A 14760-nucleotide genomic window follows, 5' to 3' on the forward strand; every position below is an offset into this window, starting at 1 on the left:
GACACGGTGATGGGCACGGCGGAGCGGCGCGGGGCGCCCAGGGCGGGTGGGGGGCATGTGACAGCGCATCAGGATGCCGAAGCGACTGATCGCGACAATCGGGCTGACGAGGCGGAGAGCACGGCGCGAGAGGCAGGGCCGGCTCGCGAGGCGGGCCCTGACGTGCGAGAACAGCAGTACTACCGGCCCCTGTGGGTCGAGGAGCCGGCGCGGCGGCGCCGGTTGCCGGATCCGGTGCGGACGGCTGCCGTGCGGTCGGTCCTTCTCGTCGCTCTGACTCTGATACAGGCCATGGTGGCCTTCCTGTGCACGATGGCCGGGTCGTGGTTGGCGTTCCCGATGGTGATCAGCAGCGTGGTCAGCACGATCGTGGCGACCTGGGGAGCGCTCGATGTGTGGGTGACGCGTCAGGTCTGGAACCAGCGCAACGGCGTGGTGTCCATGCCGAGCAGCACGGCACGGACGCTGCGACGCGAGCGCCGCCGGGCCCGACGGCAGGCGCGCGCAGCCGAGCGGGCGCAGGAGCGCATACGCCGGCGGGGCGGGGCTGGGCAGTTGTCCCACTCGTGAGGGACCACGGGCAGTTGTCCGTCGTGAGGGGTGACGGGCGGTCGTTCCCGTGAGGGGTGAAGGCCGGGGCTCTGGTGATGCTGATCCTCTGGCGCAACACCCGTCCCACACCCCAGGGTTGGTTCGACCGACCGAGCCCGCCCTGAGGAGCGCCCCTTGAGGAACCGCCCATGAGACCGACCGCGCAGTCCGCAGAACCACACGGCCAGGACGACGCCGAACTCACCGAGTTCGGCTACAGACCCGAACTCAAACGCACCCTCGGCAACTTCCACACCTTCGCCGCCGGGATCAGCTACATCTCGATCCTGACCGGCACCTTCCAGCTGTTCTACTTCGGTTACGGCAGCGGCGGCCCCGCCTACTGGTGGTCGTGGCCGATGGTCTTCGTCGGCCAGTTCATGGTCGCCCTGTGCTTCGCGGAACTCGCCGCCCGCTATCCCGTCGCCGGCTCGGTCTACAACTGGTCGAAGAAGATCGGCAATCCACATCTGGGCTGGCTCGCCGGCTGGATGATGCTGATCGCCTCGATCGTGTCCATATCGGCCGTGGCACTGGCCTATCAGCTGACGCTGCCCCAGATCTCGTCTTTCTTCCAGTTCGTGGGGGACGGCACGGGTACGTACGACGTGGCGACCAACGCGGTCATCCTGGCCGCGGTGTTGATCCTGTTCACCACCCTGGTGAACGCCTTCGGCGTCAAGTTGATGGCCAGGATCAACACCGCGGGCGTGTTCATCGAGTTGATCGCCACTGTCGTGTTGATCGCCCTGTTCGCGGTCCACATCACGCGTGGTCCGCAGGTCGTGATGGAGACGCACGGCACCGGTGCCGGCTACGGCAACGGGTACCTCGGTGCCTTCCTGGTGGCCTCGCTGGCCTCGGCGTACGTCATGTACGGCTTCGACACCGCCGCCTCGCTCGGCGAGGAGTCCCTGGACCCGACCCGCAACGCGCCGCGCGCCATCATCCGGGCCATCGTCGCCTCCTTCGTGCTCGGCGGCCTGATCCTGCTGCTCGCGCTGATGAGCGTCTCCAGCCTGAAGGGCGAGAAGCTGTCCACGGACGGCTTGCAGTACATCGTCCTGGACGTGCTGGGTCCGACGGCCGGCAAGGCGATGCTGTGGTGCGTGCTGATCGCGGTGACGGTGTGCGCCCTGGCGGTGCACACGGCGGCGGTCCGGCTGGCGTTCGCGATGGCCCGCGACAACAACCTGCCCGCGTCCTCGCGGCTGGCCAAGTGCCATCCGCGCTTCCAGACGCCGGTGCTGCCGACCGTGATCATCGGGATCCTCGCGCTGGCCATCCTGGTGGTCAACATCCGCCAGCCGCAGATCTTCACCGTCGTCACCAGCATCGGCATCATCATGATCTACCTTGCCTACCTGGGCGTCACGGTGCCGCTGCTGGTCGCGCGGCTGCGCGGCACGTGGCAGCCCGCGGGCGAGGGCCGGTTCTCGCTGGGCCGCTGGGGACTGCCGGTCAACATCGTGGCCGTGCTGTGGGGCACGGCCATGACGCTCAACCTGATCTGGCCGCGGGCCGCGGTCTACAACGCCACGGCCCCGTACCACTGGTACCTGCGCTGGGGCGCGGTGCTGTTCGTCGCCGTCATCGCGGGCGGCGGCTTCGCCTACTACTGGTTCGTCCAGCGGCACCGGACCGGCGTGCTCGCCGAACACCGTTCGGACGCCGGGGCCGCTGCTCCCCTCACCGCCCCGGCGGCCGACTGAGGAGGGTTCTAAGGCGTCGTGGACGCGGGGCGTTTGTACATCCTGGTCGCCGTGATCTCGCTGTGTACCGCCTCCCCCGCCTGGGGCTGCTGCGGCAGCCCCGGGCGGAGGTGTTCCTCGACGCTGATGTATTTGAGGCCGGCCCTCAGGTCGGCGTCGTTGCGCATGCGGATGACCAGGGGGAACTCGGCTAGCGCCGTGGTGTCGAACAGGCCCGTGGTGTAGAGGAGCTGGACGCCCAGGGCGTCCGACACCGCCCGCTGGAGTTCCAGCAGGTAGGTGGCGTTGGCCCGGCCGATGGGGTTGTCGAGGAACAGCGTGCCGGCGTGCCGGTGCTTGTCCCGGCCCCGGTCGTTCGAGCGCAGCGCGGCCATCGTGCAGTACAGGGCGATCGCGGCGGTGAGCAGCTGGCCGCCGGAGAAGACGTCGCCCATCTGGCCGACGGGGACGCGCTCGGCCCGCAGCACCGCGTCGGGCTTGAGGATCTCGACGGCGACGCCCTTGGGCTGGAGCGCCGCCGCGACGCCCCGCAGCAGCAGGGACATGCCGTCACGCCGCAGGTCGGAGTTCTTCTTGACGGCGGCGCGGGTCGCCTCGTCGATGACCTCGCCCAGCCGCTCGGTGAGCGTGGCCTGGTCGGGCTCCTCGAAGCGGATGCGGAGGAACTCCTGTCCCGACCACTCGCCGAGGCCCTCCGGAAGGCGGGAGAGCCGCTGGGCGGAGCGCAGGGTGGCCAGGGCCGATTCGACCAGGCCGCGCAGGCGGTCCACGATCGAGTCGCGGTTGCGCTCCAGTTGCTCCAGCTCGTCGGTCAGGACCCGGAGCCGGGGCGCGAAGGCGTCGGCCCACTTCTGGGCGTGCTCGGGCAGCGCGGAGGCGGGTAGTTCGCGGATCTGCTGCCGTGCCGGGGTGCGGACCTGCTCGTAGCGCGTGGAGTTGGCGTGCCGGACGAGGATGTCGCTGGCCTCCCGGACGGCGGCCTCCGCGGCGGACAGGTCGGCGGCGCAGCCGCGCAGGGAGCGGCGGGCCTCGGCAGCCGACTGCCGGGCCTCCTCCGGACTGCCGGGGTACGGCTCGGTCTCCTCCTGCTCCTCGTCCGTGGTGTGCTCGCGCAGCAGGTCGCGGAGCATGGCGGCGATCTCGTCGAAGCCGCTCGCCGCGTCCTCGGCGGCCCGGTGGGCGTCGAGGAGCTCGGCGTGCGCCTCGCGGGCCTGGTTCAGCGCCTCGGTGTGGGAGGCGAGTTCGGCCGTGGCGGTGCGCAGCAGGGCCTGTGCGTGCTCGGCGTCGCGCGGCTGGAGGTCTTCGGGGAGGTCGGTGTGGGCCTCGCCGTCCTCGGGGGCGTGCCGTTCGGCCTCGCCGCGCAGCCGCCCGAGCTGCTCACTCGCGCTCGACATACGCGTCTCCAGGAGCTGCACCAGCTCCTCGGCACGGGCGGCGGCGGCCTGGCGGCTGGGTCCGTCGGAGCCGTCGGGGGATTCGAGGAGCTGTTCGGCGCGCGTACGGACCTTGTTGCTCAGCCGGTCCAGCTCCGCGCGGGCCGCGCTCTCGTCGCTCTCCGCACGGGCCTGCTCGGCCCGCAGATCGGCGCCGACGCCGACCTTCTCGTACAGCTGCGACGCCGCCCGGTAGGCCTCGCGCAGCGCGGGCAGGGAGGCCTTCGGGGTCTGGGCGTCGTCCTCGGGTACGTCGTCTGGGGCGCCGGCGATCTCGGAGCGCTCGGCGCGCAGCGCGCGGGCGGTGCGGCGGGCGTCGTCGGCGGCGCGCTGGGCGGCCCGGCGGTCCTCGTCGGCGGCCCGGGCCCGCTCCAGGCAGGCCTGGGCGCTCGCCTCGGCCTCGGCCGCCTCGTCGGCCAGTTCGCGCAGCTTGACCTGCCAGCCGGCCCGCTCACGAAGGCGGAAGGCGAGCCCGGCGAGGGCGTCGGCGGAGCGGCGGGCCTTCTGGGCGGCCTCCTGCCGCTCGTCGCGCACGCGCGCGGCCTCGGCGGCGGCCTCGTCGGCCTCGGCCCGCACGGTGCGCGCCTCGGCCAGCTCGGCTTCCGACTCCTCGGCGAACGCGCGGGTGTCGTGCGCGGCCTGGGCCAGCTCGGCCAGCCGGCCGGCCGGGCAGCCGGTGCGCCAGGAGGCGAGCCGGGCGGCCAGCTCCCGGTCCTTGCCGAGCCGGGCGGCGAGCGTGCGGATCTCCTCGTCGCGCTCGGCCGCCCGGGCGCGCAGCGCCTGGCGCTCCTCGTCCGCGGCGTGCTCGTCGTGCATGGCCGGGTTCGGCGGGACGAGGAACACGTCGCCGCTGTCGGTGTCCGGGGCGGGGGTCGGGGCGAGCAGGGCGGCGGCCGTGCCGACCGCCACGGCGGACCGGGGCAGCAGCGCCGCGTCGCCCAGCGCCTCCCGGGCGCGGGCGTGGGAGTCGGGGTCGGTGATGATCACGCCGTCGACCACTTCGGGCCGGGCGGCCAGCACGCGTGCGTGGTCGGCCGGGTCGACGGCCTGCGCGAGATAGCGCCAGCCGGGCAGCGCGGGGATGCCGTGCTCGCCGAGGAACTCGACCGTGGCCAGCACGTCGGGGCCGGGGGGCAGCAGCCCGCCGTCACCGAGCGCGCCGAGGATCCGGGAGTCGTCGGCGGCGGCCGTACGCAGGTCGAACAGCTGCCGTTCGGCGGAGCTGACGGCGTCGTCGAGCAGTTCGCGCAGGTCGTCGGCGAAGCGGTCGAGCTCCTCGGGGCTGAGGCCCTGCTCGCCGGGGAGGGGCCGGGGGGCCGGCTCGCTGTCCGTGCCGTGCCGGGGCTGCGGGATGCCCGGGCGGGTCTCGGAGGTCAGGCTGAGCAGTTCCGCCAGCCGCTCCTCCCCCGCCAGCGCCTCGGCGGTGCGGCGCTCGGCCTCGTACGACCGCTCGGCGGCCGTCGCCGCGTCGGCCGCGCGGGCGGCGGTCAGTTCCGCGCGGGTCTCGGCGGCGGCGGCCTCACGCGCGTGCTCGGTGGCCCGGCGGGACGCCTCGCGGGCCGAGTCCCAGGCCGCGACGGCGGTCTTCTCGGCGTCGCTGGCGGCGAGGGCCGCCCGGGCCGGGTCGGCGTCGGGCGCACTGTCGTCGAGCCAGCCGGCCCGGACGGCCTCAGCGGTCTCCTGCTCGACCTCGGCGAGGCGCTGCTTGAGGTGCCCGACCTCGCTGCGGGCGCGCTGCGCCTGCGTGGCGGCGGCGGTGGAGTCCCGGTACGCGGCGTCGCTGACCTCCTGGAGGGCAGCGGAGCGCTCCTCCTCCTCGTTGGCGTGGCTCTCGGCGTTCTCCGCGGCCGCGTGCAGGGCCCGTACGAGGTCCACGGCGGCCTTGGAGCGGGCGGCCAGGGCCGGAGCGGCATCGCGCTCCGCCTCCTGGATCGCGGCGGACACGCGGGCGACGCGGTCGGCGGCGGCGCGGTGGCGCAGTACGGCCTCGGCCGCCTGCCACGCCGAGTACAGCGTGCGGGCGTCGGCGAGCTCGCGCTTCTGCGCGGCGGCGGACTTCTCGGCCGCGGCGAGGGCCAGCGAGGCGTGCCGGTAGGCCAGTTCGGCGGAGATCAGCGCGCTGCGCTCGCGGGCCGCCTCCGCGTGGGTGACGGCGTACGCGGCGGCGGTGACCCGCTGGGCCAGGTCGGCGGCCCGGGCCCGCTCCTGCACACCGCGCGCGGACAGCCTGCGCGCCAGGGTGCGGGTACGGCGCTCGGCTCCGGCGTGGATGTCCCGCGCGCGGGAGCGGGCATCGGCGGCCTCGACGATCCGTCCGAGCAGGTCGACGGACCCGGCGGTGAAGTCGCGCTCGGCGATCAGCTCGGCGCGCCGGCCGAGCTTGTTGCCGAAGCCGCTGACGAGGTCGGCGAGCCCGTCGGTGTCACGGGTGTCGGTGACGGCGCGCAGCAGCAGGTCGGTGAAGTCGGCGTCCTTCTTGACCGCGAAGAGACCGGCGGCCTCGCCCTCGTCGGCGTTCATCTCCCGCTGGTAGCGGAAGAGCTCGGGGTCGAGTCCGAGGTCGCCCAGGTGCTCGATCCAGCGGTCGTGGATCTCCTCCCAGTGCACCTCCAGGTGCGGGTACGTCTTGCCCGCCTCCGTGAGGGCGTCACGGAAGCCCTTCATGGTGCGGCGCCGGCCGCGCGCGCCCGACTGGCCCTCGACCGGGGCCCGTACGGCGGTGGACTCGGCCACGGGGAGGTTGTCGAGGCTCAGTCCGGGCCCGGGCCGGAAGGAGTACCAGGCCTCGGCGAACTTGCGCGGGTCGTTGGAGACCTGGCGCCCTCGCCACTCGCTGACCTTGCCGACGACGACGCACTCACCGGTCAGCACGTGCTGCCACTCCAGCGCGACGTGGCCGCAGTCGTCGGCGAGCAGGAACTTGCGCAGCACACCGGAGCTGGCGCCGCCGAGCGTGTTCCGGTGCCCCGGCAGCATCACGGAGAAGATCAGCTTGAGCAGCACCGACTTGCCGCCGCCGTTCTCCAGGAAGAGCACACCCGCGGGCGCGGGCCGGCGCGGCGGGCCGACGGGCTCCTCCTCGAAGAACTCCGCCTGCGTGGGGGCGGGGTCGGGCACGGGCTCGCCCACACCGCGCAGGTCAAGCACGGTGTCGGCGTAGCGCGCACCGGCGGGCCCGATGGAGTAGAGGCGGACCCGGGACAGCTCGTACATGGCGGACTCTCGTAAGGCTTCGTGAGGCGGGGAGTTCAGGAGGAGTGGAACGGCAGCCCGGCGTCGGCGACCAGCTCCAGGTCGTCGCTCTCCTCGGGGGGCAGCAACGTCGGCGTGCCGTCGGTGACCGGGACGACGCCCAGCTCCAGCAGCTCGGCCAGGGCGGCGCTGCCGGCCATGTCGCGGACCTGGAGCTGGTAGCGGGCGGTCGTGCGGTACGTGCCGCCGTTGTCGTCGCCGGTGCGCTGGAGGAAACCGGAGTCGGTGAGGAACGCGACGGCCTTGGCGACGATGCCGGTGGTCGAACCGGCGAGCCTGCGGGCGTCCTTGGTGGCCCCGGTCGAGCTGCGCCGCACCCAGATCCGCCAGGCGGCCTCCAGGCCGGGCGCGTCGGTGGCCGGGTCGGTGTTCTCGCCCTGTTCGGCGGCGCGCTCCTCCAGGCGGCGGCAGGCCTGGCGGACGAAGGCGTCGACGCCGTTGACCGTGACGCGGCCGATGTAGCCGTCGTCGGCGAGGTCCTCGGGGCGGGGGAACGCCATGGCGGCGACGGCGAGATGGGCGAGTCCGTGCAGGAACCGGTCGCCGCCGTCGGCGGACGTACGACGCGCGTAGTCGCCCATACGGACGGCGAACACCGAGTCCTCGGCAGCGGTCACGGCCATGCCCGCGCGCGGGGACACCTCCAGCACGATCAGCCCCAGTCCGGTCGCCACTGCGTCGGCGAGCCGGGCGAACGGCGGGTCCTCCCGGTACCGCCGCAGCAGGTCCGCGTACTCCTGGTCGCGGGCGGGCTGCAGCTTGGGCTGCAGCCCGAAGGACACGAGCCGCGCCGCGTCGGCGGCGTCGGCGGGAGTGACAGCGGCGGTGGCCGCGGGGGCCGCCCCCTCCGGCTCGCTCCACTCGACGTGCTCGCTCACGGTCGGGACTCCTTGTGCCGTTCGTACTGACTCATGCTGCTTCCGTCCGGTCCGCCGCCATCCCCGCCGCGTCCAGCAGGGCGGTGCCGACGATCAGGTCCGCCCCGCCGAACTCCGGATCGTCGAGCTCGGTCCCGTCGTCCACGGCGAACAGCAGCTTCTGCTCGCCCTGGCGGTAGGCCGTACCGACCGGCGGACTGGCCGCGTGCACCGCCAACAAGGCCACCAGGTACGGCAGCTCGGGGTCCTGCCGCCGGGCCTCGGCCAGCAGCCCGGACAACCGGCGCGGCGCATCCGCCGGCAGGTCGAGCAGCTCCTGCGCCGCCGCCATCTGCTCCTCGCTGAACCGGCTGTCGTCGGGCGTGGCGATGAGATCCGGCTCGGGCATCTCGGCGCCCAGGTGCTCCCGCTCCACCGGCGGCGTCAGCAGTATGTCGACCAGGTCACCGACCCGGACGGACACCGGGGTGCGCAGCCCGGTGCCGCGGGCGAAGTAGGCGTCCGTGACGCGAACGGCCTGCTCCAGCGGCAGCGGCAGGACGGGGGCGACGAGATGGCCGTACAGGTCGATCCCGGACGCGGCCGCGGGCGTGGCGAAGGCCTGCCGGTCCTGTTCGGCGCGGAACAGCGGGCCGGCTTCGAGCAGCCGGGACTGCAACTGTGTGTGCCGCCGGATGCAGTCCTTGACGATGTCGACGAGCTCGGCGGCGCGGCGCTTGTGCTCGGGCTCCTCGGACTCGTCACGCGCCTTGCGGATGTTCGTGAGGATCGCGTTCTCGTGGCGGTAGCGGTCGGCCACGTGCTCCAGGGCCTCGGCGATCATGTCGGGCACGGTGGTGAGCCAGTCCACCGCGCGCACGTTGCGCCGGGTCGCCTCCAGGGCGCGGCGCAGGGTCTCGGAGTACTGCACGGTGCGGTAGCGGGCCTGTTCGGCCGCGAGCTGCGCGTCGGCGAGCCGGCCGCGGCTGATCAGCACCTCCAGCTTGACCTCGGCGGCGATCTGCGCGCTGGTGACGTCGGTGTCGAGGGCGCCGACGAGGACGTTGACCGCCTCGTCCGTCGTCCGCAGGTAGACCGTGCCGCCCGGGCCCGGGACCTCCTCGATCAGCTTGAAGTCGTAGTCACGGCGCACATACGTGCCGTCCGCACCGAACGTGCCGTACACCGCGCGGAAGCCGCGGTCGACGCTGCCGACGTTGATCAGGTTCTCCAGGACCCAGCGGGCCACTCGCTCGTGCTCGGCGGCGGGTCGCTGCGGTGCCTGGGCGGCGATGCGCGGGATGAGACGGGCGACGATCTGGTCGTGGTCCGCGCCCGTGTCGAAGTCCATGTTGAGGGTGACGAGGTCGATGGCCGCGAGGGCGACCTCCGCCATGCCGTACACCGAGTACTCACCGGCGAGGTTGGCCTTGCGCGCGTCGAGGTCGTGCAGCGGCGCGGTGCAGGCGAGCGCGCGCAGGCGCCGCGCCAGGCCCTCGTCGGCGGCCGGCCCCGGTGCGGGGCGCGGCCCCGCGCTGAGCTGGGGCGGAACGCTGTCCGTCGATGCAGGCGAAGTCACGGTGCACAGACTAGGTCCTGGGTCTGACAACGACCCAAACGACGTGGGTGGGCGCAGTCAGCCGTCCTCGCCGACCCGCCGCCGGTACACCTCCACGACCCGTTCCAGCGAGTCGTCGAGGTAGCCGGCGAGCAGACGCTCGGCCTGGCCCCGGTCCCCTGCCTGAAGGGCCTCAAGAATCATGACATTTCGAGCGATGTACGGCTCGTGCAATCGCTGCGGCTCGTCCACCACGTGGAACGCGAGGCGCAGTTCGGCGAACACACTCCGCATCAACTCGTCGGTGCGCTCGCTCGCCGCGAGGGCGACCAGTTCCCGGTGGAAGTGGATGTTGGCCGTGCCCACCCCCTTCCAGTCGCCTTCCCGCGCCGCCCGCCGCCCCTCCTCCACGGCACCGGCGAGCCCGTCGAGGCCGTAGGGCGGCTCGCCGAGACCACGCACGACCGCGCACTCGACGAGCATCCGGGTGCGGTAGATGTCCTCGACGTCCTCCACGGTCAGGACCCGGACGAAGACGCCCCGGTTCAGCTCGTGGACGAGCAGGCGTTCGTGCGTGAGCAGCCGGAACGCCTCGCGCAGCGTGTTGCGGGAGACGCCGAGCGCGCCGCCGATGCTGTCCTCCGACAGCCGGGTGCCGGGCGGGAAGTAGCCCTCGGCGATCCGGCTCCTGAGGATGTCGGAGACGCGTTCGGCGGTGCTGGTGCGCCCCAGGAGAGCCCGGTCGTCGGAGAGGTCCCTCAGCTGCTCTGCCATGCCGGAATTCAATCGCAGATCACAAGAACGAACCAACATGGGTATTGAGGGATCGTTGAACAATCCTCTACGGTGCTGTGCACGGCTCGCTCCCGATGCGCCCGAGCTCACCCTCGGAGCACCCCACGGCTCAGCCCGAAGCACCCTCCGTCCCCCTCTGCGAGGTGCCCATGAGCACGCCCCCTCCACGACAGGCCCTGACCGACGACACACGCCCCGCGACCACTGAACCGACCTCGGACGACGGGGCGTTCGGCTGGCTGCGCGCCCTGGGCCCGCGCGGCCGGCGCGCGTTCGCCGGTGCCTTCGGCGGCTATGCCCTGGACTCGTACGACTACTTCACCCTGCCGCTGAGCATGGTCGCGCTGTCCGCCTACTTCGGCCTGAACAGCGGACAGACCGGCCTCTTCACGACGGTCACCCTGGTGGTCTCCGCGCTCGGCGGCGCCCTCGCGGGCGTCCTCGCGGACCGCATCGGCCGGGTGAAGGCGCTGATGCTCACGGTGATCACGTACGCGGTCTTCACCGTCGCCTGCGGCTTCGCGCCCAACTACGAGACACTGCTGGTCTTCCGCGCCCTCCAGGGCCTCGGTTTCGGCGGCGAGTGGGCGGTCGGCGCGATCCTCGTCGCCGAATACGCGAGCGCCAAGCACCGGGGCCGCACGCTCGGCGCCATCCAGAGCTCCTGGGCCGTGGGCTGGGGCCTCGCGGCGATCGTCTACACCTTGGTCTTCTCGCTGGCCGGCGACGACCTTGCCTGGCGCATCATGTTCTGGACCGGGGCACTGCCCGCGCTGCTCGTCATCTGGGTGCGGCGCAGTGTGCACGATGCGCCCGAGGCCGCCGCCGCTCGGGAACAGAGTGCGGAGAAGGGCTCCTTCACGGCGATCTTCAAGCCCGGCCTGCTGCGGACGACGATCTTCGCGGGGCTGCTCTCGACGGGCGTCCAGGGCGGCTACTACACGCTGGCCACCTGGGTGCCGACCTACCTCAAGTCCGAGCGCGACCTGTCGGTCGTCGGCACGGGCGGTTATCTGACGTTCCTGATTTCGGGCGCCTTCATCGGCTACCTGACGGGCGGTTACCTCACGGACAAGCTGGGCCGGCGGCGCAACATCTGGCTGTTCGCCCTGCTGTCGGCGATCTGCATCCTGGCGTACGCGAACATCCCGAGCGGCGCCAACACCCTGCTCCTGGTGCTCGGTTTCCCGCTCGGGTTCTGCATGTCGGCGATCTTCAGCGGCTTCGGCTCCTACCTGAGCGAGCTGTACCCGACGGCGGTGCGCGGCACGGGGCAGGGCTTCACGTACAACACCGGGCGCGCGGTGGGTGCCGTCTTCCCGACGACGGTCGGGTTCCTGGCCGACAGCTGGGGTGTGGGCGGCGCGCTGGTCTTCGGCGCGATCGGCTACGGCATCGCGGCGCTGGCGCTGCTCGGGCTGCCGGAGACGCGCGGGAAGGAGCTCACATGAACCGCACGGGCACCGACACCGGGGACCGTCCCGTCGTCCTCGTCGACGAGCACGCGCGCGCGTGGAGCCCGGAAACGGCCCGCGCCCGCTTCCGGGAGGGTCTGACGGGCCCCACGGCCGGGGTCGCGGCGGGCCACACCCAGGTCAACCTGATCTCGGTGCCCGCCGACTGGGCCTACGACGTGCTGCTGTTCTGCCAGCGCAACCCCAAGCCCTGCCCGGTCCTCGACGTCACCGACGCGGGATCCCGGACCACCGTGCTCGCGGAGGGCGCGGACCTGCGCACCGACCTGCCGCGCTACCGGGTCTGGCGGGACGGCGAGCTGGTGGACGAGCCGACGGACGTGCGCGCGTACTGGCGGGACGACCTGGTGTCGTTCCTGATCGGGTGCAGCTTCACCTTCGAGTGGGCGCTGAGCGAGGCGGGCGTTCCGATCCGCCACGTCGAGCAGGGCCGCAACGTCCCGATGTACGTCACCAGCCGGCAGTGCCGTCCGGCGGGGCGGCTGCACGGACCGCTGGTGGTGTCCATGCGGCCGGTGCCGCCCCCGCATCTGGCGGCGGCGATCCGGGAGAGCAGCCTGCTGCCGGCGGTGCACGGCAGCCCCGTACACTGCGGCGATCCCTCGGGCCTCGGCATCGACGACCTCGGCCGCCCCGACTTCGGCGACCCGGTGGACGCCGAGCCGGACGACATCCCGGTGTTCTGGGCCTGCGGAGTGACCCCGCAGGCGGCCGTGATGGCCTCGCGCCCGCCGTTCGCCCTCACGCACGCCCCCGGGCAGATGTTCCTCACCGACGCCCGCGACGAGCACTACCCCGTGGCCTGACAGGAGACCCGACTCGCCATGATCTCCATCGACCTGAACGCCGACCTCGGCGAGGGCTTCGGCCGCTGGCGGCTCACCGACGACGAACGGCTGCTGTCGGTCGTCACCAGCGCCAACGTGGCGTGCGGCTTCCACGCCGGGGACGCGGCCACCATGCGCCGGGTGTGCGAACTGGCGGCCGAGCGCGGCGTCCGGATCGGCGCCCAGGTGTCCTACCGGGACCTGGCCGGGTTCGGGCGGCGCGCGATGGACGTGCCGCCCGCCGAGCTGGCGGCCGAAGTGGCCTACCAGATCGGCGCCCTGGAGGTCTTCGCCCGCGCGGCGGGCGCCCGCGTGGCCTACGTGAAACCGCACGGCGCGCTCTACAACCGGGTCGTGCACGACGAGGAGCAGGCCGGCGCGGTCGTCGACGGCGTGCTCCTCGCGGACGCCTCGCTGCCGGTGCTGGGCCTGCCCGGCTCGCGCCTGCTGGAACAGGCCGGGAAGGCCGGACTGCCGGTCGTCACGGAGGCGTTCGCGGACCGGGCGTACACCGACGCGGGCACGCTCGTGCCGCGCACCCTGGAGGGCGCCGTGGTCACCGACCCCGACACCGTCGTGGAACGGTCGCTCGGCCTGGCCCGCTCCGGCGAGGTCGTCTCCCACTCCGGGACGCGGATCGAGGTACGTGCGCGTTCCCTGTGCCTGCACGGCGACACCCCCGGCGCGGTGGAGCTGGCACGCCGGGTACGGCAGCGACTGGAGGCGTCGGGCGTCCGGGTGGAGGCCTTCGCATGAAGGTCCTGCCCGTCGGCGAGGACGCCCTGCTCGTCGAGGTCTGCTCGGGCGACGAGGCCCAGGCCCTGCACGCCGAGCTGCTGCGCCGCCGCGCGGAGGGCTCGCTGTCGGCCTGCGAGATCGTGCCCGCGGCCCGTACGGTCCTCCTCGACGGCCTCGACGCCCCCTCCCGGGTGGCCGCCGAACTGACCGCCGCCGAGTTGCCGCCCGCTCCGCCACGGGCGCGTGCCGTGGTCGAGATCCCGGTGCGCTACGACGGCCCGGACCTGGCCGACGTCGCCGCGCACTGGGGCGTGCCCGCACGGGAGGCCGCCCGGATCCACGCGCGGACGGAGTTCCGGGTCGCCTTCTGCGGCTTCGCCCCCGGCTTCGGCTACCTCACCGGCCTGCCGCCGCGCTACGACGTCCCGCGCCGGGCCACCCCGCGCACGGCCGTCCCGGCCGGTTCGGTGGCGCTGGCGGGCCCGTACACGGGCGTGTACCCGCGCTCGTCGCCGGGCGGCTGGCAGCTGATCGGCACGACGGACGCCGTCCTGTGGGACCACGCTCGCGTGCCGGCCGCCCTGCTGTCGCCGGGCACGCGTGTGCGGTTCGTCCCCGTCGAGCCGGTGGGGCACCCGTGACCGACCGCGCGCTCGCCGTCGTACGGGCCGGGGCCCTGACCACCGTGCAGGACCTGGGGCGCCCCGGGCACGCCCACCTCGGTGTGCCCCGCTCCGGGGCGCTGGACCGTCCGGCGGCGGACCTCGTCAACCGGCTGACGGGCAACCCGCCCGAGGCAGCCGTGCTGGAGACGACCGTCAACGGCTGTGCCGTACGCCCCCGTTCCACCGTCACCATGGCCGTGGCGGGCGCGCCCTGCCGGGTCACGGTGGACGGACGTCCCGTCGCCTGGGGCGCGCCGGTGCGCGTGCCCGCCGGGGCTCTGCTGGACGTCGGACCTGCGATGTCGGGCCTGCGCAGCTACGTGGGCGTCTGCGGGGGCATCGCCGTCGAGCCGGTGCTCGGCAGCCGCTCGACCGACCTGCTGTCGGGGCTGGGCCCGCCCCCTCTCACGGACGGCACGGTGCTGCCTCTGGGCCGGCCGACAGGCGTGCACGCGCGCGTGGACGTCGCCCCGCAGCCGGCGCCACCGGCCGAGCTGGTCCTGCGGGTGACACTCGGACCGCGCGACGGCTGGTTCACGCCGGAGGCCCTACGCACCTTCGTCTCGCGTCCCTACCGGGTGTCCCCGGCGAGCAACCGCATCGGGCTGCGCACGGAGGGGGCCGCCCTGGAGCGGGCCCGGCCCGGGGAGCTCCCCAGCGAGGGCATGGTGCTGGGCGCCGTCCAGGTGCCGCCCGACGGCAGGCCGGTGGTGTTCCTCGCCGACCACCCGACCACCGGCGGCTACCCGGTGATCGGGGTGGTCCGCGCCGCCGACCTCCCGGCCGCCGCCCAGGCGGTGCCGGGCACGCCGGTCCGCTTCGTGGCCGTACGGCGCCGCTGAACCGGCCGGACCGCG

The 14760-nt window shown here is 73.5% G+C and carries 11 protein-coding genes; 7 read left to right on the forward strand and 4 right to left on the reverse strand.

All coding sequences use genetic code 11. The annotated features are described in order from the left end of the window. The first annotated feature begins 9 nt into the window (after positions 1 to 9). The gene (locus tag GTY47_RS24160; protein WP_029181621.1) at positions 10 to 570 is read left to right on the forward strand and encodes a hypothetical protein; all 561 of its coding nucleotides are present in this window, start codon (positions 10 to 12) and stop codon (positions 568 to 570) included. A gap of 170 nt (positions 571 to 740) precedes the next feature. Next, a complete protein-coding gene (locus GTY47_RS24165; RefSeq protein WP_010046292.1) occupies positions 741 to 2303 on the forward strand; it encodes an amino acid permease in 1563 nt (520 codons plus the stop codon). 8 nt (positions 2304 to 2311) lie between these two features. On the opposite strand, the gene GTY47_RS24170 is transcribed toward GTY47_RS24165, so the two are convergent. The 4 genes from GTY47_RS24170 to GTY47_RS24185 are packed head-to-tail and all read right to left on the reverse strand — an operon-like array spanning position 2312 to position 10177. Next, the gene (locus tag GTY47_RS24170; protein WP_010046294.1) at positions 2312 to 6949 is read right to left on the reverse strand and encodes a hypothetical protein; all 4638 of its coding nucleotides are present in this window, start codon (positions 6947 to 6949) and stop codon (positions 2312 to 2314) included. A 35-nt stretch (positions 6950 to 6984) separates the two neighbouring features. After that, positions 6985 to 7866 carry a hypothetical protein gene (locus GTY47_RS24175; RefSeq protein ID WP_010046297.1) on the reverse strand — a complete coding sequence of 294 codons (882 nt, stop codon included), beginning with the start codon at positions 7864 to 7866 and terminating at the stop codon, positions 6985 to 6987. A 31-nt stretch (positions 7867 to 7897) separates the two neighbouring features. Then, on the reverse strand, positions 7898 to 9424 hold the full coding sequence (locus GTY47_RS24180) for a hypothetical protein (protein ID WP_010046298.1): 1527 nt from the start codon (positions 9422 to 9424) through the stop codon (positions 7898 to 7900). 57 nt (positions 9425 to 9481) lie between these two features. Further along, complete coding sequence (locus GTY47_RS24185; protein ID WP_010046299.1) at positions 9482 to 10177, reverse strand: GntR family transcriptional regulator; 696 nt, start codon at positions 10175 to 10177, stop codon at positions 9482 to 9484. Between the two features lie 170 nt (positions 10178 to 10347). Here GTY47_RS24185 and GTY47_RS24190 point away from each other — a divergent pair, with 170 nt between their 5' ends. The 5 genes from GTY47_RS24190 to GTY47_RS24210 are packed head-to-tail and all read left to right on the forward strand — an operon-like array spanning position 10348 to position 14745. Beyond that, complete coding sequence (locus GTY47_RS24190; RefSeq protein WP_010046300.1) at positions 10348 to 11649, forward strand: MFS transporter; 1302 nt, start codon at positions 10348 to 10350, stop codon at positions 11647 to 11649. After that, entirely contained in the window at positions 11646 to 12479 is an 834-nt protein-coding gene (locus GTY47_RS24195) for a putative hydro-lyase (RefSeq protein ID WP_010046301.1), read from the forward strand. The genes GTY47_RS24190 and GTY47_RS24195 overlap by 4 nt, the downstream gene beginning before the upstream one ends. 18 nt (positions 12480 to 12497) lie before the next feature. Next, positions 12498 to 13256, forward strand: coding sequence for a 5-oxoprolinase subunit PxpA (locus tag GTY47_RS24200; RefSeq protein WP_010046303.1), 759 nt, complete (start codon positions 12498 to 12500; stop codon positions 13254 to 13256). Then, positions 13253 to 13879: an allophanate hydrolase subunit 1 gene (locus GTY47_RS24205; RefSeq protein WP_010046305.1), complete on the forward strand. Its 627-nt coding sequence runs from the start codon at positions 13253 to 13255 to the stop codon at positions 13877 to 13879. Before GTY47_RS24200 ends, GTY47_RS24205 begins: the two co-directional genes overlap by 4 nt. Next, on the forward strand, positions 13876 to 14745 hold the full coding sequence (locus GTY47_RS24210) for a biotin-dependent carboxyltransferase family protein (RefSeq protein ID WP_010046308.1): 870 nt from the start codon (positions 13876 to 13878) through the stop codon (positions 14743 to 14745). Before GTY47_RS24205 ends, GTY47_RS24210 begins: the two co-directional genes overlap by 4 nt. Positions 14746 to 14760: the final 15 nt, after the last annotated feature.

It is taken from the genome of Streptomyces sp. SID5464 (assembly GCF_009862985.1).
Classification (GTDB): Bacteria; Actinomycetota; Actinomycetes; order Streptomycetales; family Streptomycetaceae; genus Streptomyces; species Streptomyces chartreusis_D.

Coding starts and splice junctions, on each gene's coding strand:
- GTY47_RS24160 (WP_029181621.1), top strand. CDS start 10: ATGGGCACGGCGGAGCGGCGCGGGGCGCCCAGGGCGGGTGGGGGGCAT.
- GTY47_RS24165 (WP_010046292.1), top strand. CDS start 741: ATGAGACCGACCGCGCAGTCCGCAGAACCACACGGCCAGGACGACGCC.
- GTY47_RS24170 (WP_010046294.1), bottom strand. CDS start 6,949: ATGTACGAGCTGTCCCGGGTCCGCCTCTACTCCATCGGGCCCGCCGGT.
- GTY47_RS24185 (WP_010046299.1), bottom strand. CDS start 10,177: ATGGCAGAGCAGCTGAGGGACCTCTCCGACGACCGGGCTCTCCTGGGG.
- GTY47_RS24190 (WP_010046300.1), top strand. CDS start 10,348: ATGAGCACGCCCCCTCCACGACAGGCCCTGACCGACGACACACGCCCC.
- GTY47_RS24195 (WP_010046301.1), top strand. CDS start 11,646: ATGAACCGCACGGGCACCGACACCGGGGACCGTCCCGTCGTCCTCGTC.
- GTY47_RS24200 (WP_010046303.1), top strand. CDS start 12,498: ATGATCTCCATCGACCTGAACGCCGACCTCGGCGAGGGCTTCGGCCGC.
- GTY47_RS24205 (WP_010046305.1), top strand. CDS start 13,253: ATGAAGGTCCTGCCCGTCGGCGAGGACGCCCTGCTCGTCGAGGTCTGC.